This window comes from Hallella mizrahii, from assembly GCF_009695775.1.
Classification (GTDB): Bacteria; Bacteroidota; Bacteroidia; order Bacteroidales; family Bacteroidaceae; genus Prevotella; species Prevotella mizrahii.
Map to the genome: position 1 here is coordinate 1 of NZ_VUNG01000026.1, position 23,084 is coordinate 23,084.

At 51.7% G+C, this 23,084-nt stretch carries 19 protein-coding genes and 1 rRNA gene; 14 read left to right on the forward strand and 6 right to left on the reverse strand.

The window, feature by feature from the left end; genetic code table 11:
- Window positions 1-12: 12 nt before the first annotated feature.
- From rrf to FYJ73_RS10095, 9 genes are all read left to right on the forward strand, one after another.
- Window positions 13-125, forward strand: a 5S ribosomal RNA gene (gene rrf / locus FYJ73_RS10055).
- 153 nt (window positions 126-278) lie between these two features.
- Window positions 279-839, forward strand: coding sequence for a hypothetical protein (locus tag FYJ73_RS10060; RefSeq protein ID WP_154534590.1), 561 nt, complete (start codon window positions 279-281; stop codon window positions 837-839).
- A gap of 140 nt (window positions 840-979) precedes the next feature.
- Window positions 980-1,201, forward strand: coding sequence for a DUF2795 domain-containing protein (locus FYJ73_RS10065; RefSeq protein WP_154534591.1), 222 nt, complete (start codon window positions 980-982; stop codon window positions 1,199-1,201).
- A gap of 109 nt (window positions 1,202-1,310) precedes the next feature.
- Window positions 1,311-2,243 carry a PorP/SprF family type IX secretion system membrane protein gene (locus FYJ73_RS10070; RefSeq protein ID WP_336509598.1) on the forward strand — a complete coding sequence of 311 codons (933 nt, stop codon included), beginning with the start codon at window positions 1,311-1,313 and terminating at the stop codon, window positions 2,241-2,243.
- Window positions 2,244-2,280: 37 nt separating this feature from the next.
- The gene (gene porK, locus FYJ73_RS10075; RefSeq protein WP_154534593.1) at window positions 2,281-3,723 is read left to right on the forward strand and encodes a T9SS ring complex lipoprotein PorK/GldK; all 1,443 of its coding nucleotides are present in this window, start codon (window positions 2,281-2,283) and stop codon (window positions 3,721-3,723) included.
- 5 nt (window positions 3,724-3,728) lie between these two features.
- Window positions 3,729-4,658, forward strand: coding sequence for a type IX secretion system motor protein PorL/GldL (gene porL, locus FYJ73_RS10080; protein WP_154534594.1), 930 nt, complete (start codon window positions 3,729-3,731; stop codon window positions 4,656-4,658).
- A 3-nt stretch (window positions 4,659-4,661) separates the two neighbouring features.
- Complete coding sequence (porM, locus tag FYJ73_RS10085) at window positions 4,662-6,218, forward strand: type IX secretion system motor protein PorM/GldM (RefSeq protein ID WP_154534595.1); 1,557 nt, start codon at window positions 4,662-4,664, stop codon at window positions 6,216-6,218.
- A gap of 49 nt (window positions 6,219-6,267) precedes the next feature.
- Complete coding sequence (porN, locus tag FYJ73_RS10090; protein ID WP_154534596.1) at window positions 6,268-7,317, forward strand: type IX secretion system ring subunit PorN/GldN; 1,050 nt, start codon at window positions 6,268-6,270, stop codon at window positions 7,315-7,317.
- Window positions 7,318-7,347: 30 nt separating this feature from the next.
- The gene (locus FYJ73_RS10095; protein WP_154534597.1) at window positions 7,348-7,980 is read left to right on the forward strand and encodes a porin family protein; all 633 of its coding nucleotides are present in this window, start codon (window positions 7,348-7,350) and stop codon (window positions 7,978-7,980) included.
- Between the two features lie 224 nt (window positions 7,981-8,204).
- Here the strand turns inward: FYJ73_RS10095 and rhaM are convergent, their stop codons facing one another.
- Window positions 8,205-8,522 carry an L-rhamnose mutarotase gene (gene rhaM, locus FYJ73_RS10100; protein WP_154534598.1) on the reverse strand — a complete coding sequence of 106 codons (318 nt, stop codon included), beginning with the start codon at window positions 8,520-8,522 and terminating at the stop codon, window positions 8,205-8,207.
- A gap of 645 nt (window positions 8,523-9,167) precedes the next feature.
- On the opposite strand from rhaM, the gene FYJ73_RS10105 reads away from it, so the two are divergent.
- The 3 genes from FYJ73_RS10105 to FYJ73_RS10115 are packed head-to-tail and all read left to right on the forward strand — an operon-like array spanning window position 9,168 to window position 11,757.
- Window positions 9,168-10,019 carry a DUF3737 family protein gene (locus FYJ73_RS10105; protein ID WP_154534599.1) on the forward strand — a complete coding sequence of 284 codons (852 nt, stop codon included), beginning with the start codon at window positions 9,168-9,170 and terminating at the stop codon, window positions 10,017-10,019.
- Between the two features lie 6 nt (window positions 10,020-10,025).
- Entirely contained in the window at window positions 10,026-11,216 is a 1,191-nt protein-coding gene (locus tag FYJ73_RS10110; protein ID WP_154534600.1) for a MalY/PatB family protein, read from the forward strand.
- A 19-nt stretch (window positions 11,217-11,235) separates the two neighbouring features.
- The gene (locus FYJ73_RS10115) at window positions 11,236-11,757 is read left to right on the forward strand and encodes a nitroreductase family protein (protein ID WP_154534601.1); all 522 of its coding nucleotides are present in this window, start codon (window positions 11,236-11,238) and stop codon (window positions 11,755-11,757) included.
- Window positions 11,758-11,956: 199 nt separating this feature from the next.
- On the opposite strand, the gene FYJ73_RS10120 is transcribed toward FYJ73_RS10115, so the two are convergent.
- Window positions 11,957-13,228, reverse strand: coding sequence for a 3-deoxy-D-manno-octulosonic acid transferase (locus tag FYJ73_RS10120; RefSeq protein ID WP_154534602.1), 1,272 nt, complete (start codon window positions 13,226-13,228; stop codon window positions 11,957-11,959).
- Between the two features lie 36 nt (window positions 13,229-13,264).
- Window positions 13,265-14,797, reverse strand: coding sequence for a glutamate--tRNA ligase (gene gltX, locus FYJ73_RS10125; protein WP_154534603.1), 1,533 nt, complete (start codon window positions 14,795-14,797; stop codon window positions 13,265-13,267).
- Between the two features lie 119 nt (window positions 14,798-14,916).
- Here gltX and FYJ73_RS10130 point away from each other — a divergent pair, with 119 nt between their 5' ends.
- The gene (locus tag FYJ73_RS10130; RefSeq protein WP_154534604.1) at window positions 14,917-16,992 is read left to right on the forward strand and encodes an HD family phosphohydrolase; all 2,076 of its coding nucleotides are present in this window, start codon (window positions 14,917-14,919) and stop codon (window positions 16,990-16,992) included.
- 230 nt (window positions 16,993-17,222) lie between these two features.
- Window positions 17,223-18,809, forward strand: a complete 1,587-nt coding sequence (locus FYJ73_RS10135) for an OmpP1/FadL family transporter (protein ID WP_154534605.1) — start codon at window positions 17,223-17,225, stop codon at window positions 18,807-18,809.
- 76 nt (window positions 18,810-18,885) lie between these two features.
- On the opposite strand, the gene priA is transcribed toward FYJ73_RS10135, so the two are convergent.
- From priA to FYJ73_RS10150, 3 genes are all read right to left on the reverse strand, one after another.
- The gene (gene priA, locus FYJ73_RS10140; protein WP_154534606.1) at window positions 18,886-21,159 is read right to left on the reverse strand and encodes a replication restart helicase PriA; all 2,274 of its coding nucleotides are present in this window, start codon (window positions 21,157-21,159) and stop codon (window positions 18,886-18,888) included.
- 83 nt (window positions 21,160-21,242) lie between these two features.
- Window positions 21,243-22,022 (reverse strand): FecR family protein, encoded by a 780-nt coding sequence (locus FYJ73_RS10145; protein WP_154534607.1) that lies wholly within the window; start codon window positions 22,020-22,022, stop codon window positions 21,243-21,245.
- Between the two features lie 14 nt (window positions 22,023-22,036).
- Window positions 22,037-23,080 (reverse strand): DUF4249 domain-containing protein, encoded by a 1,044-nt coding sequence (locus FYJ73_RS10150; RefSeq protein ID WP_206081760.1) that lies wholly within the window; start codon window positions 23,078-23,080, stop codon window positions 22,037-22,039.
- Window positions 23,081-23,084: the final 4 nt, after the last annotated feature.

Sequence of the window (23,084 nt, forward strand, 5' to 3'; positions counted from 1 at the left end):
GTCAACCCCATTTTGGGTGGCTATTGCGGTGGGGTCCCACCTCTTCCCATTCCGAACAGAGAAGTTAAGCCCACTTGCGCCGATGGTACTGCAATGCAATGCGGGAGAGTAGGAGGCCGCCCTCTTTTAATACAAGAGCCCTTGAAGACAGAAATGTTTTCAAGGGCTATTTTTTTGTACGTTTACATAAAGACAGCAATGTCTTCAAGGGCTCTTTTTGATATATAATATTTGGCAGTTCTCTTCGTTATCTTAATACTATGCAATGATTATTTCTTATGCTTACAATGTTTTCTTCACTACATAAGTTCGTGGTAAAACTTTTACGCATCCCTCGTACGAGGGGCTTTGGTGTGCAGTCGCCTTTTGCTTATAGATTTCTTCGTGATGTGATAACTGAGCGATGGCCCTATTATGCTTACGATGATCTCAAATCATTGTCTAAAGGTGAAGAAGATAGAAAGATAGGACATCTGATGTTTCGCTTATCCAATTATTTTGGATCGCATCAGTGGTACTTCGGTAGCGTAGATCTCTTACAAAGGTACAAAGCTTATGTTCTGGCCGGTTGTCATCATGCAAGTTGCGTGTCTACGTTGCCGTGTACTGTAGAGATTGCTTTGTTATCCTCTGATGCCGCTATTGAAGAGACATTGCAGCATATATCTGATGACTCAGTTGTTATTCTTCAAGATTTTCGTTCTGGTTCTCTTTCATATACAGATATCATGAGTATGTTTGATGTTGCAGGAGCTACAGTAATTTTTGATTTATACGATATGGGAATTTTCTTTTTTAATTCAAAGTTGCACCGTCATATTTATAAGGTTTACTATTAAAGAGTCGTTAATAAGCTCTCTCTTTGTATAAAAAACTATTATAATAAGGGCATGTGGCTAAAAAAGTTAGTGAATAATTTGGTTTTTCGAATAATTTGCTTATTTTTGCGCCACAAAATAAATAACTAACGCTTAAGACTATGTATTGGACACTAGATTTGGCTTCCAAGTTGGAGGATGCTCCATGGCCAGCCACAAAGGATGAGTTAATTGACTATGCTGTACGTTCTGGCGCTCCAGATGAAGTGATTCAGAATCTTCAAGAGATTGAGGATGAAGGAGATGTCTACGACAGTATAGAAGATTTATGGCCTGATTACCCAACAAAAGATGACTTTTTGTGGAATGAGGATGAATACTAACGGGCAAAAAGACTTATGCCTCGCTTTTTGAAGCCGTTCCTTTTTGGGACGGCTTTTTTATGATAGGTCAAAGAAAACAATAAAGAGTGTTTTGACGCGTTATTTTTTTGTGAGAAAGAAGTTATATATCCTATTTGTTATGCTGTGGGGATGCGTCTGTATCTCCAGGGCTCAGTATGACCCATCTTTCAGTCATTATTTTGATATGGAGGCTTCCTTCAATCCTGCAGCCATTGGTAAGCAGAGCAAGGTCAACGTCGTTGCAGCCTATGCACTGGATCTTGCAGGTTTTGAGCATAATCCCCAGACAGCCTATCTCTCAGCTGACATGCCTTTCTATGCGTTGAAGACCTATCATGGCGTTGGTGTCCAGTTTCAAAATGATAAGCTTGGACTTTTCACTCATCAGAAGTTGGGCTTACAGTATGCTTTACGTACTCAACTCTTTGGCGGGCAGTTAGGGATCGGTGCTCAATTATCTTTTTTAAATGAAAGTTTCGATGCCTCCAAATTGGATGTGGAGGATGCCAATGATCCGGCTTTTGCTACAGCATCGGGAAATGGCATAGACCTGTCTGCTGGATTGTATTATCAACATCACAACTGGTATACCGGCCTTTCTGTGCAGCACGCAACAGCCCCTTTAATCACGATGGGTGACCGTCAGGAATTGCAGATCGACCGTACCTATTATTTAACCGGCGGATACAATATTCAATTCCGATCTCCGTTTTTATCATTGCGGACTTCTATGCTCGCCCGTACGGACGGTACGGCATATCGTGCAGATGTCACTGGTCGGTTGTTTTATCAAAACAATGGCAGAGTGCTCTATGGCGGTGTTGGCTACAGTCCTACGAATTCTGTGACGGTGCTGCTTGGTGGCTCCTTCCACGGCATCGTAGTGGGTTACAGCTATGAGGTCTATACGTCATCGATCAGCATAGGCAATGGCAGCCATGAACTGTTTATAGGCTATCAGCATGATCTCAACCTGACGAAGAAGGGACGCAACCTCCATAAGAGCGTGAGGATCCTCTGATGTCGCAGTCATCCGAAAATATGAAATCAAGATGAATATGAGAAGATATATCTTTATATTAGCAAGTGTCCTGACCTGCTCCCTGTTCTTGACAGGATGCTTCAGTGCCAAGTCAGCTTCATCGTCCGGTCGCGGTGGTGAAGTTGTCGGTGTTGGCGGTAAGGTCATGAACGAGCCTACGCCTTATGGTATGGTGCGTGTCAACCGTGGCTTCCTGAAGATGGGACTGAGCAAGCAGGACAGTCTTTGGGGCAAGTCCACGCCTACCAAGGATATCTCTGTGGATGGTTTTTGGATGGATCAGACCGAAATCACCAATTCACAGTATAAGCAGTTCCTTTATTGGGTACGTGACAGTATTCTGCGTACCCGTCTGGCTGATCCCTCTTATGGCGGTGACGAGTCCTATATGATCACAGAGGACAAGAACGGTGATCCCGTGACACCGCATCTCAACTGGAACAAGCGTTTGCCGCGTAAGCCCAACGAAGACGAGCAGCGGGCTATAGAGAGCCTTTATGTCACCAATCCCGTGACGGGTGAGAAACTGCTCGACTGGAAGCAGATGAACTACAAGTATGAAGTCTACGACTACGTTACTGCCGCTTTGCGCCGCAACCGACTGAATCCGGCAGACCGTAATCTCAACACTGACGTCACTGTGGATCCGAACGAGGAGGTCATGATCAGTAAGGATACAGCCTATGTTGACGATGACGGAAATATCGTGCGGCAGACGATCAACCGTCCGCTGTCCGGACCTTGGGACTTCCTGAATACCTACATCGTGAATATCTATCCCGACACGACCTGTTGGGTGAATGATTTCCAGAACTCAGACAACGAGGTCTACCTTCGCAATTATTTCTCCAATCCGGCCTACAACGATTATCCAGTAGTCGGTGTGACCTGGGAGCAGGCCAATGCCTTCTGTGCCTGGCGTACCGATTACCTGCTCAAAGGCTTAGGCCCCGAGGCACGCTATGTTCAGCGTTACCGTCTGCCGACCGAGGCCGAATGGGAGTATGCGGCGCGTGGCAAGGACCAGAACGAATTCCCATGGGAAAACCAGGATGTGGTGAATGGCAACGGATGCTTCTATGCCAATTTCAAACCCGACCGTGGAAACTACACCAAGGACGGCAATCTGATCACAGCCAAGGTGGGCAGTTATTCCGCCAATTCCAATGGACTTTACGACATGGCAGGCAACGTTGCCGAATGGACCAGTACCGTCTACACCGAGGCTGGCGTGGACGCAATGAATGATCTCAATCCACAGTTGCGCTATAATGCCGCAAAGGAAGATCCATATAAGTTGAAGAAGAAGAGTGTACGTGGCGGTTCATGGAAAGATCCCGAGAGCTTCATCCGTTCGGCATGGCGCTCGTGGGAATATGAAAACCAGCCGCGCTCGTATATAGGTTTCCGTTGTGTCAGATCGTTGGCCAACTCCGTGACAGGTAAACAGAAAAGATAAGCATTATGACAAAACATAGCAAATACAATTTGGTGTACCGCCTTCAGAAATGGATGGACACCGTAGATGGTCAGACCTTCCTTAACTATACTTATAGTTGGGGAGCTTCCATTGTCATTTTAGGTGCCCTTTTCAAGCTTACGCATTTACCGGGAGCCAACATCATGTTGTTTGTCGGTATGGGTACAGAGGTCTTTGTGTTCTTTATCTCAGCTTTCGACCGTCCTTTCGACAAGACAGCCGACGGCCGCGACATCCCTACGCACATGACCGAGGAGTATCTTGCCAGTGGACAGTTCTCTTATACCAAAGAGGAACAGAAGTCAGCTGTTGCGGAGGCTGATGCCCCCGTCCAAACCCCAAAGGCTGCCCAAAGTCAATCTGCCGTCTCTGTCCCTCCACAGTCATCTCCTTTGTATACTGCCTCATCTCAGTCAATGATACAACCTCAGGCGACAGTCAGAGCGCAGGTGGAACCCCAGCCACAGACAGAGGCACAATCCCAGGCTCCCACAACGAAATCAAAGCCCCAGGAAGTGCCGGTCCAGCCTTTGTCTTCTCAGCCGCAGCCACACTTTGTGCCGCAGATGAGTGAGGAAGAAGCTAAGGCTTTGAATGAAGCTCAGGGCAACTATGTCGAGGAGCTTAAGGCACTGGTTGAGACGCTGAAGAAAGTCAATGAGCAAAGCGAGCGGCTGACGCGCGACAGTGAGGAGATGGAGAACCTCAACCGCACGCTGACAGGCATCAGCAAAGTCTATGAGATGCAGCTCAAAGGTGCCAGCCAGCAGATTGGCACTATCGACCAGATCAATGATCAGACACGCAAGATGGCACAGCAGATCGAGCAGCTCAATCAAATCTATGCTCGCATGATCCAGGCTATGACAGTGAATATGAAGGCCGCCGCTCCTTTGCAGCAAGAACAACAATAAACTATGGCAATCAAGAAAAGACCGGTTTCTCCCCGTCAGAAGATGATCAACTTGATGTATATCGTCTTGTTGGCCATGCTTGCCTTGAACATCTCTACCGAGGTGCTCAACGGCTTTTCCGTTGTCGAGGAGAGTCTCAACCGCACTACTGCCAACGCCTCTTCGGAGAACGAAGCCATCTATGGCGACTTCCGCCATCAGATGGAAGCCAATCCCGAAAAGGTTCGCGAATGGTTTGAGAAAGCCACTCATGTGAAAAACATGAGTGACTCGCTCTATAACTTCGCGCAGCAGCTCAAGGAAGAAATCGTGCGCAAAGCCGATGGAGCTGACGGCAACGTCCACAATATCAAGAACGACGACAATATCGATGCCGCAGGCGAGGTGATGTTGGCTCCTATCACCGGCAAGGGCAAAAAGCTCTTTCAAGCCATCAATGCCTATCGCGAGAACATTCTGCAATATGTCACCGATCCGCGTCAGCGCAAAATCATATCCAGCAACCTTTCCACCAAAGTGCCGCGCAAGCCCAACACCCTTGGCAAGAACTGGCAGGAATACATGTTTGAGAACATGCCGGTGGCAGCCGCTGTGACGCTACTCTCCAAATTACAGAACGATGTGCGCTATGCCGAAGGCGAGGTACTCCATACACTTGTGTCAAATATCGACATGAAGGATATCCGTGTCAACAAGCTCAGTGCTTTCGTAGTGCCGGAGAAGACCACGCTCTATCCCGGTGAGCGCTTCTCTGCCAACATAGTCATGGCGGCGGTCGACACGACCCAGCAGCCCGAGATCTATGTCAACGGTTCCCGGGTGAATACGCGCAACGGACAATACAGCTTCACAGCAGGAGGTGTCGGCGAGCATCAGTTCAGCGGTTACATTCTCATGCACAACACCAAGGGCGACGTGCTGCGGCGTAACTTCCTGCAAAAGTACACGGTCATTCCCGTGCCGGGAGGCGCTACGATTGCTGCCGACTTGATGAATGTGCTCTATGCAGGCTATAAAAATCCGATGAGCGTCAGTGTACCGGGCGTACCTCAAAATGCCGTTTCTTTGAGCATGACGGGTGGCAGCCTGTCAATGGTTGGGCCAGGCCGCTATGTCGCCGTGCCGTCAGCTGTGGGGCATGATGTCACCTTCCATGTCTCTGCGCGCGACGGCAAGCAGGTGCGTTCCTTCCCTCCCTTCACGTTTCATGTTCGCAAGTTGCCCGATCCAACGGCCTATCTCTCTGTTGGCACAGACCGTTTTAAAGGTGGTTGGCTGATGAAGGGCAGCCTGATGGGTGCCCATCAGCTCAATGCCGCCATTGATGATGGCATCCTGGACATACAGTTCCGGGTGGTAAGCTTCTCTACTGTGTTCTATGACAACATGGGCAATGCCGTGCAGATGACCACTTCCGGAGCCTCGTTCAGCGACCGCATGCGCGAGCAGTTCCGTCATCTGTCACATGGCCGCCGCTTTTATATCACGGAGATCAAGGCCGTCGGTCCTGACGGCATCACGCGCAGTCTGCCCGGTGCCATGGAGGTGAAGGTGAGATAAACATATTTCAGACAGTATACAAAGACAGATAGATCCAATGAAAGAGTTGATGAAAAAGATATTCTTCCTGATGCTCGTTGTCCTCTTTTCGCAGGGGATGGCAGCACAGCCTAAGGCGCGCCGCGCTGAGCAACAAGCAGCCACGGCACAGAAGTCCAATGCCAACAACATGACGGTGCGGGCGCAGATTTCCTTTCCCACCGAGCAGAAGATGAACGAGGACGTGGTATGGCGCCGTGATGTCTACCGCGAGATCAAGTTGGAGGACGAGGCCAACTCGGGTCTCTATTATCCCACGGAGCCTTTAGGCACGCAGATGAATCTCTTCACCTATATCTTTAAACTCGTCATGGCAGGTCCGCGTCATGGCGGTATTGCCGCCTACGCTTACGATGTCAATACGGGCAACGAGCGCTTCGACGAAAGTGTGCGTATCCAGCCGTTGAAGTTTCTCGACGACTACCACATCTTCTATGAGCGTACAGACCGTGGTGTGCATATCGACGACAGCGACATTCCCTCGGCTCAGGTCAAAAGCTATTATATTAAGGAGAGCTCCTATTACGACCAGAACACAGCCACTTTCCATACCAAGGTCCTGGCACTCTGTCCGGTGATGTACCGTGAGGACGACTTCGGCGATGGCGCTACCAAATACCCGCTGTTTTGGATACGTTATGACGACCTTGCCCCCTATTTGGCCAAGCAGACGATCATGACGAGCAACCTCAACAATGCGGCCACGATGAGCCTTGAGGATTATTTTGCCACCAACAGCTATCGTGGCAAGATCTATAAGACTACCAACATGCTTGGCAAGACCCTGGCGCAGATTGCCGGTGGCGACTCGGTGAAACTTACCAAGGAGCAGTTGCGCATCGACAAAGAGATAGAGGCTTTTGAAACGCATATCTGGGGTGATCCGGCCAAGCGCGATTCGCTGGACAGCATTGCCAAACTCTCAGGGAAAGGAAAGATCAAAGTTAAGAGCACAAAGCCTCGTAGCCGTCGCTCTTCCGTTCGTACAAAGCCGCTTCCCTCCAGTTCTGCCACACCTGGCGGTCAGGCTCGTGTGACAGTTCGTCGTCAGCGTCATTAAATCATTGGATAACATTATAGCACTATAAAGATGAAAAAAGTAATAACAATGTTCGTGCTTGCTGCCGGCATGTTGCTCACCGCTACATCGGCTCAGGCAAAAATCGATTTTGGTGTGAAGGGTGGCTTGAATGTCACCAACATGTCTTTGTCAAGCGACGTCTTGGATGCTTCCAACCGTGCAGGTTTCTTCTTTGGTCCTACCGTGAAGTTCACCCTGCCTATCGTTGGTTTGGGAGTAGATGCCAGCGCGCTTTATGACCAGCGCTCTGCCAAGGTGGAGAATGCGGGTGAAGAGGACAAGACGATCAAGCAGCAGCAGATCGCCATCCCCGTCAACCTCCGCTATGGTTTTGGTCTGGGCGACCTGGCCAGTCTCTACTTCTTTGGCGGTCCGCAGTGGGGCATCAATGTTGGCGACAAGAACTTCAGTTGGTCCAAAGCGTCTAACTATGAGTTCCGCAAGTCCAATTTCAGCGTCAACCTTGGTGCCGGTCTGATGCTTGCCTCCCATCTGCAGTTGTCAGCCAACTACAACATTGCTTGTGGCAAGACTGCCGATGTGTCGTGGTCCTCTGCTGTTTCGACAGTGTCGGACCAGGTTGTCAGCAAGTCCAAAAGCCGCAACAACAGCTGGCAGGTCAGTCTGGCTTATTATTTCTAAGAGAGGCCAGCCTGTTCCCAGATTATCGATCATACGATAAAACCATAAGAGGCGATAGCAAAACTGCTGTCGCCTTTTTTATAGCCTTGTAATTCCACTTTCTCTGATGTGGAATGATTGTGAACTCAAAACTGTCGTGTTGCTCTCTATACATGGCCCTGTGTTGAGTTCCTTTTTGTCTGTTGGGAGTAAATTGCTTGTCAAGACAGGAGCGGCAAAACTGCTCAGTCCATGTGGAACAGCTCTTCTATAGGAATGGTGACGGGAGAGTTGTCTGGGTTGACCTCCATGATGTCGGCCATCATGTCCCACCATTTCTGTGTGATGGGATCTACGTCGGTGGTGTCCTGACTGTTGGTGTCCTTGCTGCATTCCTGGTAAGCGAAGAGAAAGTTGGTCTCCTTGTCCCAGAAGATGCTGTAGTTGCTCACACCGGCTTCCTTGATCATCTGTTTCAGTTCCGGCCAGATGGCGGCATGACGTTTGGCGTACTCTTTTTCACAACCGGGTTTCAGGTACATCTTAAATGCGAATCTTTTCATAATGGTTTTGTTTTTGTTATCTTGCAACCGCCGGGTTGACATTATCATCGGCTGAGTTGATGTGCATACTGCTTTCCAAGTGCATTCCTCATTTGTCAATGATGAAGTCTGCCATTTCGTTGTTTTGTTGGCTTACTGCAAAAATAGCAATTCTATGATAATTGGCCACTGGGTAATCGTCCGCTTTTTCGGTAATCGCGTACAAAAGAATCTTTGTGGTCTTGTCTGAGCAAGAAAAATGAAGTGTAAACTAAGTTAGGAATAACAAACGAAACTGTCAACCAAAATCAGTACACAACACTTTTTTAATTTTCAAGCTTGGAAAAGCTCATTTCCTACGTAGGAAAAGAGCTTTCTCTGCGTAGGAAATGATCTTTTTCTATAGGATTACAACATTGAAACCACCATGACGGGGACATCATAACGCCATGAAGGGGACATCATAACAACGTGCTTGTACCATGAAAGCAGTATTGTCTCACCACGAAACAACACGAATGCTTCTGCCCCTTATTCCTTATTTCCTAACCTTATTTGTTTTTTGCCTATGGTTCCTTGCGGTTGTGTGCTTGTGTTTGGCATAATCTTTGTAACTTTGTAAGCGATAACACATATACGCAAACAACCCCTGAGATTTAGAAGTTTATGGATAGAATACACGATTTGAGTTTCGGTGGTGAGCGTCCGTTGTTCGGTGCTCACGACACTGTACTGGAGAATATAACCATCACCGACGGTGAGTCGGGCATCAAGTGCTGCCACGATCTGGAGTGTCACGACAGCAAGTTCTATGGCAAGTATCCCTGGTGGCATGTCGACCGCAGTCTCATCACCAGTTGCTACTTCGCGCCAGAGAGCCGCTCTGCCATCTGGTACAGCAACGACATGACGATGAAGGACTGCGTCATCGACGGCCCGAAGTTCTTCCGCGAGATGCACAACCTGGAACTGGAGAATGTCACCATCAACGATGCCGACGAGACATTCTGGCGCGTGGACGGGCTGAAGGTCAAGAACGTCACCCTGCATCAGGGCACCTATCCTTTCATGTTCTGCAAGAATGTCTATGTCGACGGTCTGACTTCCGACGCTAAGTACGTCTTCCAGTATTGCGAGAACGTGGAGGTGCACAATGCCAAGATCACCACGAAGGATAGCTTCTGGGAGTGCAACAATGTCACGGTCTACGACTCGGAGCTCGACGGCGAGTACCTGGCCTGGCACAGCAAGAACATCAAGTTGGTGCGGTGCCATATCAGTGGCGAGCAACCGCTGTGCTATATGGATCATGTCACCTTGGTGGACTGCACCTTCGACAAGGCCTGCGACCGTGCCTTTGAGGACTGCTCCAATATCGATGCCGACATCAAGGGCGCGATCACCAATGTGAAGAATCCCATCTCCGGACGCATCGTTGCTGACGATATCGGCAGCGTGACCTACAACGAGTTTGCGAAAGGACACGAGTGTGAAATCTGCAAAAGAGAGAACAAATAACACAGTATGAAATACGATTTCGACAAGGTAGTGCCGCGCCGTGGCACCAACAGCTATAAGTGGGACTTGGTGAAGCAGGACGATGTCATTCCGTTGTGGGTGGCTGACATGGACTTTGCCGTGGCACCGCCGATACAAGAAGCCCTGCGCAAACGCATGGAGCATCCTGTGTTTGGTTACACACTTGTGCCCGACAGCTATTACGAGGCAGTCATCAACTGGTTTGGCCGTCGCCACAACTGGCACATCGAGAAAGACTGGATTCTCTACACTTCCGGTGTGGTGCCGGCCGTGAGCTGTGCCATCAAGGCGTTTACGCTGCCGGGCGAGAAAGTGCTGTTGCAGACACCGGCCTACAACTGCTTCTTCTCTTCCATCCGCAACCAGGGCTGTGAGGTGCTTGAGAATGAGCTTGTGCGGGAAGGCGACACCTATCGTATCAATTTCGAAGACTTTGAGCGCAAATGTGCCGACGAGAAGACGACGGTGTTCCTGCTCTGCAATCCTCATAACCCTTGTGGCCGCGTATGGACCAAAGAAGAGCTGCAGCGCATGGCTGACATCTGCCGCAAGCATCACGTCAGGGTCATCAGTGACGAGATCCATTGCGAGATCATCATGCCGGGCTATCACTTCACACCCTTTGCTCTGGTGGACCAGGATAACAGCGTGACGCTCAACTCGCCTTCGAAGAACTTCAACATCGCGGGTTTGCAGATCGCCAATGTCATCTGCAAGAACGACGAGTGGCGGCGGCGCATCGACCGTGTCATTAATATATATGAGGTATGTGACGTCAATCCCTTTGGTGTCATTGCCCTTCAGGCTGCCTACAACGAGTGCGGCGACTGGATCGACGAGATGAACCAGTATGTGTGGGACAACTATCAGTATCTCAAGCGTTTTGTGCTGGATGAACTGCCTCAGGTACAGGTCATCCGCATGGAAGGCACTTATCTGGCATGGCTCGACATCATGTGCTATGAGCTCTCGTCCGACGAGGCTACCCAGCAGTTGTTGCACGATGGCCGTGTCTTTGTCAGCAGCGGCACGCTCTACGGCAAGAAAGCCGGTGAGGGCTATCTGCGGCTCAACTTGGCTTGTCCGCGCGAGACACTCAAGCAGGGGCTCGTGCGTCTGGGCCGTGTGTTAGGTCAGTATGCCAGCGATGACCATGAGTATGGATGTCCAATGTAAAAAGTAAACAGATACAGATATGAACGAAGTATTGCAAGCTATCAAGGAGAGAAGGAGCATCCGTCGGTTCAAGGCTGAGCAGGTCAAGGATGAGGAGCTGAACACTGTGTTGGAGGCCGGTACTTGGGCTCCAACGGGGCATGGCAGTCAGGATCCTTGGATTGTGGCCGTGCAGAATCCAGAGCAACGTGCCACACTGTCAAAGGCCAATGCCGAGATCATGGGCACGACGAGCGACCCCTTCTATGGTGCGCCCACGCAGGTCTATGTCTTTGCTTCCAGAGACAATGATAACAATGTCAAGGATGGCAGTCTGGTGTTGGGCACGATGATGCTCGCCGCCCATTCCATCGGATTGGGATCGTGCTGGATCAATCGTGTGGACAAAATGTCAGAGCGCGACGATGTGAAAGCATTGATGAAAGCGTGGGGACTGCCCGACGGACTCGTCGGTGTCGGTTCGCTGGCTCTTGGCTATCCCTCAGCGGCACCGCATCCCGGAAAGCCACGCAAGGAAGGATATAGCAGGGTGATCAAGTGATAGCTCTGTTATAAGGTCTTATCATAGAAGAAAGAAGGCAAAATGACCTTCGGAGATATAACAACAAAAAAGCCCGCTCAATCGAGTGGGCTTTTTTGTTGTATGGCGTCTCTTTTATTACTTACGAAAGAGGACAGGGGCTGGCTTCCTTTTGCGAATGCCTTTTCAACCTAAAGGACGACATGCCCTTTTTTGAGGGTCAGCATTCCTTTCTTACGGAATCCAGGATCTTGTCAGTCGCTCCGCATTGATTGTTGACATAGCTTGCCGAGCTGTTTCCGGCGCGTGCGATGTCCTCGGGATGCTCGGTAAACACTTGCATGATTCGGCAGAAGTCTCCATCGTTGTGGATCTCCAGTCCTCCTCCGCATTGCAGCAGTCCCTGCGCCTCGGCGAAATGCTTGTTGTTGGGACCGAAGATGACGGGCACTCCCCACACGCCGGCTTCCAGCGTGTTGTGGATGCCGACACCGAAGCCGCCGCCCACATAGGCCACGGAACCATAGCGGTAGATGCTGCTGAGCAATCCGAAGCAGTCGATGATCAGCACGTTGGCATTGGCGACATTCTCCAGTGTCGCCTCGGTGTATCGCACGACCTTGCCTTCTGTCTTGGAGATGATCTGCTTGAGATGATCCTCACCGATGACGTGTGGCGCGATGATCATCTTCCAGTCTTTGTGCTGATTGAAGTATGGGATAAAGATGTCCTCGTCGGGTGGCCATGACGAGCCGGCGACGAAGACCATCGGCAACTGCCCTGAAGTGTCATCCTCTTTCTGCCATTCCAGCGAAGGCACGCCATGAACAAACGCCTCCACGATGGGCAACTCCTTGGCAGCCTCCTTGATCTCCAGCACGCGGTCGAAGCGGGTGTCGCCCACCACCTCCACGTCGGTGATGCCGATGTTGGCGAGCAGACGCTTACTCTCCTCGTTTTGGACAAAGAAGCGGGTGAAGCATTTCAGCACGTTGGCATAGTTGCGGCCATACCAGCGGAAGAAGATCTGGTCGGGGCGGAAGATGCTCGACACACTGTAGGTCGGCACGCCGCGGTGGCGGAGTATGTGGAGATAGTTATACCAGAACTCATACTTGATGAAGAACGCCATCACCGGTCTCACCGTGCGCAGAAAGCGCCGTGCGTTGCGGATCGTGTCAAGCGGGAGATAGCAAATGATGTCGGCTCCTTGATAGTTTTTGCGCACCTCGTAGCCTGAAGGCGAGAAGAAGGTGAGCAGGATCTTGTACTCGGGATGCTCCTTGCGGATGCGCTCCATCAGCGGGCGTCCCTGCTCGAACTCTCCAAGAGAGGCGGCATGAACCCAAATGTATTTGGCATTGGGATCTACCTGCTTGCGGAGGATGTCGAGGGCTTGGTTCTCCCCCCGCCACATCTTTCTCACCTTTTTGTTGAAGAGACTGGCGATGACCACTCCCAAGAGGTAGACATAAATAGCAAACTGATACATAAATGGTGGTTTGACGCGTTCGTCTGGGACGCTAACTTATTTCTGGTATTCGGGTGAAAGCGTGGCAATGGCTTTCCGCAGCCGCTTGATGGTCTCCTCTTTGCCGAGGAATGCCGAGATGTCGAACATGCCGGGACCTTTGCCGATACCTACGAGAGCCAGACGGAAAGCGTTCATCACGTCGCCCATCTTGTAACCTTTGTCTGCAATCCATTTCTCTACGACGGGCTCCTGGCCTTCGACCGAGAAGTCGTCGATGCCCTCAAGAACGTCGATGAGCTCACTCATCTGCTGGGCAGAGAATTCTTTCCAGCGTTTGCGTACTGTCTTCTCGTCGTATTCCGTCGGAGCGATGAAGAAGAATGAGCACAGAGGCCACAGTTCCTTGACGAAGCTCACACGGTCCTTCATCATGTGCACGACGAGTCTGATCCGTTCAAAACTCTCATCCACGCCATTGTTGGCAACGATCGGCGCAAAGAGACGCGCGATCTCATCGTCGCTCTTGCGCAGGATATACTCATGGTTGAACCAAATACCTTTCTGATAGTCGAATTTGGCACCGCTCTTTGAGCATTTCGTGATGTCGAAAGCCTTTACAAGCTCGTCGAGAGAGAAGATCTCCTGGTCTGTTCCCGGGTTCCATCCCAGCAGAGCTAAGAAATTGACCACAGCTTCGGGGAAGTAACCGCTTTCACGATAGCCCGAGCTGACCTCTCCCGTCTTGGGATCGTGCCATTCCAGCGGGAAGACGGGGAAGCCGAGACGGTCGCCGTCGCGCTTGCTGAGCTTGCCTTTGCCCTCCGGCTTCAGCAACAGGGGCAGATGGGCGAAGCGGGGCATTGTGTCCTCCCAGCCAAAAGCCTTATAGAGCAGCACATGGAGCGGTGCGCTCGGCAACCATTCCTCACCACGGATGACGTGGGTGATCTCCATCAGGTGGTCATCGACGATGTTGGCCAAATGATAGGTAGGCAGCTCGTCGGCACTCTTGTAGAGCACCTTGTCGTCGAGGATGTCGCTCTTGACACACACGTCGCCGCGGATCATGTCGTTGACATGGATCTCCTGGCCCGGCTCCACCTTGAAGCGTACGGTATACTGCACACCGTCGTCGATGAGCTTTCGCCATTGCTCTTCGGGCAGAGTCAGCGAGTTGCGCATCTGCATGCGTGTGGTAGCGTCGTATTGGAAGTTCTTCACCTCGGCGCGCTTTGCCTCCAGCTCTTCGGGTGTGTCGAAGGCATAGTAAGCCTTGCCGGCCTCAAGCAGTTGGTCGACGTATTTCTTGTAGATGTCGCGGCGCTCGCTCTGACGGTAGGGACCGTGGCTTCCACCGAAGCTGACGCCTTCGTCAAACTTGATTCCGAGCCATCTGAACGCTTTCAGGATGTATTCCTCGGCACCGGGAACAAAACGGTGTGAATCCGTGTCCTCAATGCGGAATACCAGCTCGCCGCCATGCTGACGGGCAAAAAGATAGTTATAAAGAGCGGTGCGCACGCCGCCGATGTGTAAAGGTCCGGTTGGACTGGGTGCGAAACGCACCCTTACTTTTCTTTCAGACATGCCTATGAAATATTATTTTTTGCAAAAGTAATACTTTTTTTCGGGTTTGACGTATTTTTTTAGTATTTTCGCAGTGTGAATAGGAATATTACGTTTGCACATCAGATTATTACGAGCTTATGAGCATCATAGAACAGTTTCACCGCAACGAGGAGCATCGTTGGCGCAACGTCGGTCTGAGGTTGTTGCTGGTGTTGGCAACCACCGTGCTGATCGTGTGGTTCATGCCCCGCAATGAAGCCCAGCAGTTCCAATATGAGATTGGGGAGCCATGGCATTATGGCACGATCATCGCAAAATACGATTTCCCTATCTATAAGACGGATGAGGCTTTGCAACAGGAACGTGACTCCCTGCTGAGCATGTTCCAGCCTTATTTCGACTACGACGACCAGGTAGAGAGCCAGGCGGTTGGCAAGTTCCGTTCCGACTTTGCCAAGGGCATGCCAGATCTGCCCGCCAACTTTGAACGTATCATCGTCGACCGTCTCCACCGTCTCTATCAGGCGGGCATCATGAGCACGCCCGACTACAACGCCCTGCATGGCGACACGACGCGGCTCATCCGGGTCATTTTCGGCAAGAATGCCGAAAGCGTGCAGACGGGATGCATCTATTCCACCAAGTCAGCCTACGAGCAGCTGCTCAGCGATGAGGAACTGAGCAAGGAACGCCCGGCTTTGCAGCGGTTGAACCTCAACAACTATATTGAGCCTAACCTCATCTACGACCGTGCCCACTCACAGACAGCGCGCAACGATCTGCTGAGCAGCATCTCACCTGCCAGTGGCATGATGATGGCCGGACAGAAAGTCATCGGCGTGGGAGATATGGTCAATGAGTACAACTATCGGGTACTCAATTCGTTCCAGCGTGAGCTACAGCGTCGGAATGCCTCGAAGAGCCAGCTCACGCAGCACTTGGCCGGGGGCACGATCTATGTGTTCACCCTCGTGTTGCTCTTCACGATCTATTTGGCCATGTTCCGCAAGGACTATTTCGAGAAGCCCCGCAGCATAGCCATGCTCTATCTGCTGATCACCATCTTCCCCATATTTGTGTCGTTGATGATGGTACACAGCTATTTCAGTTTCAGTGTCTATGTGCTGCCGTTTGCCTTTGTGCCTATTTTTGCGCGTGTGTTTATGGACTCCCGCACGGCGTTCATTACCCATGTGACGATGGTGCTCATCTGTGCTGCCGTGCTGAGGATGCAATACGAGTTCATCGTCATCCAGACGGTGGCTGGATTGGTGGCCATCTATTCACTGCGCGAGATGACCTCGCGTGCTCAGGTGTTCAAGACCGCCGTGATGGTCTTTGTTGCTACCTGCCTCATCCACTTTGCCTTGCAGCTCATGCAGAGCGGGGCTGTCTTTGAGCCCGACACGCGCATGTATTACCACTTCTTCATCAATGGCGTACTGCTCTTGTTGGCATACCCGCTGATGTATCTCGTGGAAAAGCTCTTCGGCTTCACCTCTACCATCACGCTCATCGAGCTCAGCAACACCAACCGCGGACTGCTGCGTATGCTCAGTGAGGTGGCTCCCGGCACCTTCCAGCATTCCATCATCGTCGGTAATCTCGCTTCCGAGATAGCCAATAAGATCGGAGCCAACAGCACGCTCGTACGTACCGGTGCTCTCTATCACGATATTGGAAAGATGGCCAATCCCGCGTTCTTCACTGAAAATCAGCAAGGAGGTATCAACCCACACGACAACCTCACGGAGAAAGAGAGTGCCAAGATTATCATCGGACATGTCACAAACGGCGTGAAACTCGCCGAGGAAGCCAATCTGCCGGTGTTTATACGTGACTTCATCCTGACGCACCACGGCCGTGGACTGACGAAGTATTTCTATATCAAGTACCAAAACGAGCATCCCGACGAGATTGTCGACAAGGAGGCTTTCACCTATCCCGGACCGAATCCCTATACCCGCGAGCAGGCTATTCTGATGATGGCAGACGCCTGCGAGGCGGCCTCGCACTCGCTCAAGGAGTATACGGAAGAGAACATCAGTGAACTCGTCAACAAGATGGTGGATGGACAGGTGGCCGCCGGATTCTTCAAGGAGTGCCGTATCACGTTCTACGATATCGCCATTGCCAAGCAAGTGCTCATCGACCGTCTGAAGGCTATTTATCACACACGCATCCAATATCCCAAACTCAAGGAAGAGAAGTAAAATATTCGATTAACTTGCTCTTGTTAAAATCTTTTTCCAACGATCATTGATGACCGCTGGGGGGATCTTTATTGCCATTTGTTAGTCCTTTATATAATATGGTATTGTTGTCGTGATATGGTGCGTATTGTTAAAGAAACGCAATACAAGCTGAAATATCAACAACATTTGTAGAACTATCGAACAATATTACTACCTTTGCACCACAATTCAAAACAACTTTTAGGATAATGAAGTCTAAAATGATTCTTGCGGCCGCTTTTGCCGCAATCTCCCAGTTGGCTTTCGCCGGCGGCATCTTGACCAACACCAATCAAAACATTGCTTATAACCGAATGATGAGCCGTGAGGCTGCCATAGGTATTGATGGTGCGTATTACAACCCAGCCGGTGTGGCTTTTCTTTCACCGGGACATCATTTCTCGTTCAATTGGCAGACGGCTATTCAAAGCCGTACCATAGAGAACGATTATCCGTTGTTTGGCAACAACACTGCTGACAACAGCACACACCGCAAGTTTCGGGGCAAGGCCTTTGCGCCGGTTCTTCCTTCCGTACAATATGCTTACAACTGGCACGACTTCTCTTTCCAGTTCAATGGAGGATTGATCGGTGGTGGCGGCAAGTGCACCTTCGACGATGGTCTGGGCTCGTTTGAGAAGATTGTCAGCGAGACGGCTTTGGGTGCTGTCGGTCTGGCCGGTGCCGTGGATCAGGCTTTGGGACAGCAGATGTTCACATCTCCTCAGATGTTTGGCTCTGACGGCAAGTACAACTTCAACAGCTACATGCGTGGCAATTCCTATTATTATGGTTTCTCCGTAGGTGCCGCCTACAAGCTGCGCCCCAATATGAGTGTCTTTGCCGGTGTGCGTGCCGTCTACGCCACGGGCAGCTATTATGGCTATGTACGCAATATTCAGGTGGGCAACATGCCGCTCTATAAGGTTCTCGACCCGACGAAGACCAATTCCGGCGACATCGAGCTGAACTGTGATCAGAAGGGTCTCGGTTTCACCCCGATCATCAGTGTGGACTATCGTCTCGGCCGTTGGAACTTCGCAGCAAAGTATGAGTTCAAGACACGTATGCGACTGAAGAACCAGAGTGTCAATCAGGCACCGTCCATCGGTAACCTTCAGGACAATCTCGGTACGGCAGTGGCACAGGGTGTTGCCGCGCAGGCTATGAAGCAGGGCATGACTCAGACCGAGGCCATGGCCTATGGTCTGGAGTATGCCAAGACCAAGCTCAGCGATCCGAGAGTCGTTGGAGCCATGGGCATGATCAAACAGCAGTTCGACAGTAAGCTGACGGAGGCTACCGGTGAGTATGCCGACGGTGTGAAGGTGCCGGCAGATATTCCAGCCCTGCTCTCTGTGGGTGTGGGCTACAACCCTGTGGATCCCTTGCGTGTGAATGTTGGCTTCCACTATTTCTACGACAAGCAGGCCTCTGCCTACAACCATCGTGAGGAGAAACTGAAGCGTGGAACCATGGAGTGGACAGCCGGTGCCGAGTTCGACGCCAGCAAGCGCATCACTGTGTCGGCCGGTTGGCAGAACACCAACTACGGACTGAGCGAGGCATATATGAACGACAAGAGTTTCGTGGTCAGCTCCAACAGTGTGGCTTGTGGTGCCCGCTTCCATCTCACTAAGCGCATGGACTTGAACGTGGCTTATTTCCACTCGTTCTATCAGCATAAGAAGACTACTGAGGACGTGGCTCTGTCGTCGACACAGACGGTCACCTACAAGAGCGACTACACCCGCGACAACAACGTGTTCGGCGTAGGTGTGGACTATATCTTCTAAAAAAGAATGATAGTCTTTGTAAAAGAGGAAATACAGATTTTCTTTACGAAGATGCGATATCCTTTTCGGTAGGCTCCTACATGGGGTCTACATCGAAATAGATTTGCAAGGCCTTATAGCCTTTCTGGTTCAGCAACTGCTGCCGGAGGGCTATAAGGCTTTGCTGCGTTTGTGCTCTGGCAATGCCGTTCTCGAGTTTCAATACGATCTTGCGGATGCTGAGGCTTTGGACGCGTGCCACGCCCGGCTTGTCGGGACCGAGCACACGGTCACCGAAGCGTTGGCGCAGCTGAGCACCTAATTGCTGGGAAGCCGCCTCGACAATGCCCTCCTGTTTGTGCTTGAGGTATATATATATAAGGTGGTAGAACGGCGGGTAGTGGAACAAATGGCGCTCGGCGAGCAGGTCGTGGTAGAAGGTCTGGTAGTCGTTGCTCACCACCTGCTGCACCACGGGCAGCAGTGGGTTGCGGGTCTGCAGGACGACGAGTCCTCGTTTGCCCTTGCGTCCGGCGCGGCCGCTGACCTGACTCATCATCATGAATGCATACTCGTAGGCACGGAAGTCGGGATAGTTGAGCATGGAGTCGGCGTCGAGGATACCCACCACGGCCACACGGTCGAAGTCGAGTCCTTTGCTGATCATCTGTGTGCCGATGAGCAGATTGGTCTTGCCTGCGCCGAAGTCGTGGATGATACGCTCGTAGGCTCCCTTCGTGCGGGTGGTGTCGAGGTCCATGCGTGCTACGCGCGCTTCGGGAAACACTTCCTTTATCTGATCTTCTATCTTCTCTGTGCCATATCCTCGGCCGCTGAGATGAGGATTGCCGCAACAGGGGCAGACCATCGGCACGGGTTGGGTGTAGCCACAATAGTGACAGGTGAGCATGTTGAGACGTTTGTGGTAGGTGAGACTCACGTCGCAGTTCTTGCAGTGGGGTACCCAACCGCAGACCTTACACTCGATCATCGGCGCAAAGCCACGGCGGTTCTGGAAGAGGATGGCTTGCTTGCCTTGGCTCAGTGCCTCACGTATGGCACTGAGCAACTGGGGCGAGAAAGGACCGCTCATCATCTTGCGGTGGCGCAGGTCCTTGATGTCGACAACGTGGATGTCGGGCAGCTCGATGCCCTGGTAACGCTGCATGAGCGGCACATAACCGTATTTCCCCGTCTTGGCGTTGTAGTAGCTTTCCATGCACGGCGTGGCACTGCCTAAGAGTGTCTTTGCGCCGAGCATCTGTGCCATGACGATGGCCGCGCTGCGTGCATGGTAGCGTGGTGCGGGGTCTTGCTGTTTGTAGCTGGTCTCGTGCTCTTCGTCGATGATCACCAGTCCCAGTCGCTGAAATGGCAGAAACACGGCACTGCGTGCGCCGAGGATCACGCTGTACGGCTTGTCAGAGAGTTGCTTCTGCCAGATCTCCACGCGCTCGGCATCGCTGTATTTGCTGTGATAGATACCCAACTCACTGCCGAAGACACGCTGCAAACGTTCGGTCATCTGCACGGTAAGCGCAATCTCTGGCAAGAGATAGAGTACTTGCTTGCCCTCGGCGATGGCCTTCTCAATGAGATGGATGTAGATCTCGGTCTTGCCGCTGGAGGTTACGCCATGGAGCAGCACCACGTTTTTCTCCTTCCACTGTGCTTCTATGGCGTCCATGGCCTTGGCCTGAGCGTCGTTGAGTGTCTTCGTATTTTCGGGATGAGGCTGCCCCGCATGGTTGAGCCGTCCCACCTCACGGTCGTAGGCCTCGAGGAAGCCGTGGACAACCAACTGCCGCACAATAGCTGTGGAGCAACTGGTGGCGTTCATGAGTTCCTCGCGTGTCAGTTCCTTAATCTCGCAGGGATTCTCGAAGTAGACATCCCAGTGGGAGAGTTGCAGGAAGGCGAGAAACACTTTCTGCTGTTTGGGCATTCGTCGCAAAAGGTCGATGGCGATATGCAGTGCTTGTTCGTTGCGGTATTTGGCGGCCAGCCTCACGCAGGTCTCCGTCTTCGGGCGGTAGCCTGTCTCTGCTTTCAGTCCGGCAGGCAGGGCGGCGTTCATCACTTCGCCCATGGTGCACATATAGTATGAGGCGATCCACTGCCACAGCCGGTATTGGTGGGGCAGGATGACGGGTGCAGGATCGAGCACGTCGAGCACTTCTTTGATCTTGCTGTCGTCGAGGTCTGGCTTGTCGTCGTGGACGCGTATGCAGAGAGCCGCCACCGTCTTGCTCTTGCCCCAAGGCACGAGCAGGCGCATGCCCGCCACGATGCCGTTGGCTTTCTTGTCGTCAACGGCATAACTGAATGTGCCCTCCAAGGGCAGCGGCAATATCACGTCTACGTATCTCATGAGAATATATACGTGAGCAAAGGTAGTAAATTAATTAATAGATACCAAATTTGCCATACGTAAATTGCCATGCTCTCTATCGGCTACTCTTTTCTTTCTTCTATCTTCACATCTAACGTCTGCTCAATGACGGTGATGATGCTGTTGAGATTGGCAGTGTCAAAGTCAGCGGTGAGGCGCTTGGACATGTTGTCAGCAGTGAGGTGCACATGATAGTAGGTGCTGAGCGTGTGAAGCACATCGTCGAGGGGCGTGTCTATGAAATGGAACTCATGAGTAGCCCAAGCCGCCGAGTTGAGGTCGGCTTTTCTGTCCAGTCGTGGCGTGCTTTCTCCATCAGTGAGCATGGCCGACATGCCCGCCCTTAAGGCGACAGCCGTGCTGCCGGAACGTGTAGAACCGAAACTGGCAGCACCTTCAAGGACTGTCAGGCGTGTACCCGCTGCCGACTCCTCCACTTGCAGCTGCGTGCCGATGTCGCGGACGGCGTAGTTGTCGTCAACAATGGTGAAGGGATGATTGGCATCGTGATGGATGGCGAAGAAGGCTTTGCCCGTCATCTCCACTTTGCGGCAGTCGCCCTTGTAGGACAGTGTGGCGTGGGGAGCCAGCGTCACCATCGTGCCGTCGGGCAGACGATAGACTTGTTGTGTGGCCTCGGCGGTGAGCGTTGTCGTTGAGGGCTTCAGATACAGATAAGTGCCGAGGCTTGCGGCCACGAGTACAGAGGCGGCGATGGCTGTCCAGCGCAGGTACAGGTGCTTGGCGGTTTTGGGGCGGATGCCCGTGCGGGTCTGAATCTTATCGAGGGCTCTTTGTGTGTCAAGCTTGCCCTCTTTATAATAATGAAGAACGTAGCGCATACGTGAATGGTGAGTTATTTCCAGGTTTGTATGATCTCTTCGTATCTTGTCCACTTCGTTTTTGTCTTATGGTAGCCTGCTGCCATGCCGATGCCGCCCTTGACATTGCCGTAGGAAGGAGCGATGTTAGACAGTCCGGCTTTGGCCAGGTCGTTGTTGTCGAGGCTGCCGATGGAGTGGATGAAATGATAGAATTCCGGCGTGATGTGGTAGAGGATGACACGATAGTAAGGGCTGACCAGCTGTGAGCTCATACTACCATCCGGCAGCTTGACCGTTTCTTGGCCAGGTTCATACCACACGTTCAAGTGCAACGTATAGGTCTTGCCGTTGATGTCGTCGTCGGTGAAGACGTAGAAATGTTCGTAGTCGTTGTCGTCGTAGCCGAAGTCATAGTCGATTTGTCCGAGTCCACTGAGCAGTGGCTCACTGTCGAGGTAGATATGCCGTACTGATTCCGTAGTGTCCGTCTTGCCGGTGTCGTCAGAGGGGGCTTCGCCCTCCGCGTCGGTTCCCGTTAAGATGCCTCCTTTGTGAGTGATGATAGCACTCACCAGCTGCACGGCGTAGTAGTCTTTCGTGTCGCCGGGATCGGTGAAAGTGGCGGAGATCTGATAGAAGTCCTCAGCCTGCTCTTCGTAGTTGGAGTAGAGGTGTACCCGTTTGACCGTCGGGTTGTCGATGGTGATGGCGTCGAGGATGGTCGTTGATGCCGAGGCGACGGGCAGACTGTCGGCATAGGCGGCGATATGTATGTGGTCGCCGACCTGCTGGTGTGCCACGGCCTTGTACGTACCGTCGCCCATGTTGATGATTTCCGCTTCCTTGCCATTGACGGTGTAGTCGACATGTGCTGTGGTGACGGGCGTGATACTGCCTTTTGTATTGACCGGCAGGCTGCGTGTGAGCCGTATGACTGTGGTGTCGCCGGCTGTGGGCATACAGTAAAGGATGAGCTTGGGATTGCTCTGTATCTTATTGATGTCGAAGTCGTCCTTGCAGGAGGTCAGCGAGAGTGCGGCGAGTATATATATAAATAAGGTGTAGTGGTGTCGCATGGCA

Coding starts and splice junctions, on each gene's coding strand:
- FYJ73_RS10120 (WP_154534602.1), bottom strand. CDS start 13,228: ATGTATCAGTTTGCTATTTATGTCTACCTCTTGGGAGTGGTCATCGCC.
- FYJ73_RS10060 (WP_154534590.1), top strand. CDS start 279: ATGCTTACAATGTTTTCTTCACTACATAAGTTCGTGGTAAAACTTTTA.
- FYJ73_RS10130 (WP_154534604.1), top strand. CDS start 14,917: ATGAGCATCATAGAACAGTTTCACCGCAACGAGGAGCATCGTTGGCGC.
- FYJ73_RS10110 (WP_154534600.1), top strand. CDS start 10,026: ATGAAATACGATTTCGACAAGGTAGTGCCGCGCCGTGGCACCAACAGC.
- gltX (WP_154534603.1), bottom strand. CDS start 14,797: ATGTCTGAAAGAAAAGTAAGGGTGCGTTTCGCACCCAGTCCAACCGGA.
- FYJ73_RS10145 (WP_154534607.1), bottom strand. CDS start 22,022: ATGCGCTACGTTCTTCATTATTATAAAGAGGGCAAGCTTGACACACAA.
- porL (WP_154534594.1), top strand. CDS start 3,729: ATGACAAAACATAGCAAATACAATTTGGTGTACCGCCTTCAGAAATGG.
- priA (WP_154534606.1), bottom strand. CDS start 21,159: ATGAGATACGTAGACGTGATATTGCCGCTGCCCTTGGAGGGCACATTC.
- porM (WP_154534595.1), top strand. CDS start 4,662: ATGGCAATCAAGAAAAGACCGGTTTCTCCCCGTCAGAAGATGATCAAC.
- porK (WP_154534593.1), top strand. CDS start 2,281: ATGAGAAGATATATCTTTATATTAGCAAGTGTCCTGACCTGCTCCCTG.
- FYJ73_RS10105 (WP_154534599.1), top strand. CDS start 9,168: ATGGATAGAATACACGATTTGAGTTTCGGTGGTGAGCGTCCGTTGTTC.
- porN (WP_154534596.1), top strand. CDS start 6,268: ATGAAAAAGATATTCTTCCTGATGCTCGTTGTCCTCTTTTCGCAGGGG.
- rhaM (WP_154534598.1), bottom strand. CDS start 8,522: ATGAAAAGATTCGCATTTAAGATGTACCTGAAACCCGGTTGTGAAAAA.
- FYJ73_RS10115 (WP_154534601.1), top strand. CDS start 11,236: ATGAACGAAGTATTGCAAGCTATCAAGGAGAGAAGGAGCATCCGTCGG.
- FYJ73_RS10065 (WP_154534591.1), top strand. CDS start 980: ATGTATTGGACACTAGATTTGGCTTCCAAGTTGGAGGATGCTCCATGG.
- FYJ73_RS10135 (WP_154534605.1), top strand. CDS start 17,223: ATGAAGTCTAAAATGATTCTTGCGGCCGCTTTTGCCGCAATCTCCCAG.
- FYJ73_RS10150 (WP_206081760.1), bottom strand. CDS start 23,080: ATGCGACACCACTACACCTTATTTATATATATACTCGCCGCACTCTCG.
- FYJ73_RS10095 (WP_154534597.1), top strand. CDS start 7,348: ATGAAAAAAGTAATAACAATGTTCGTGCTTGCTGCCGGCATGTTGCTC.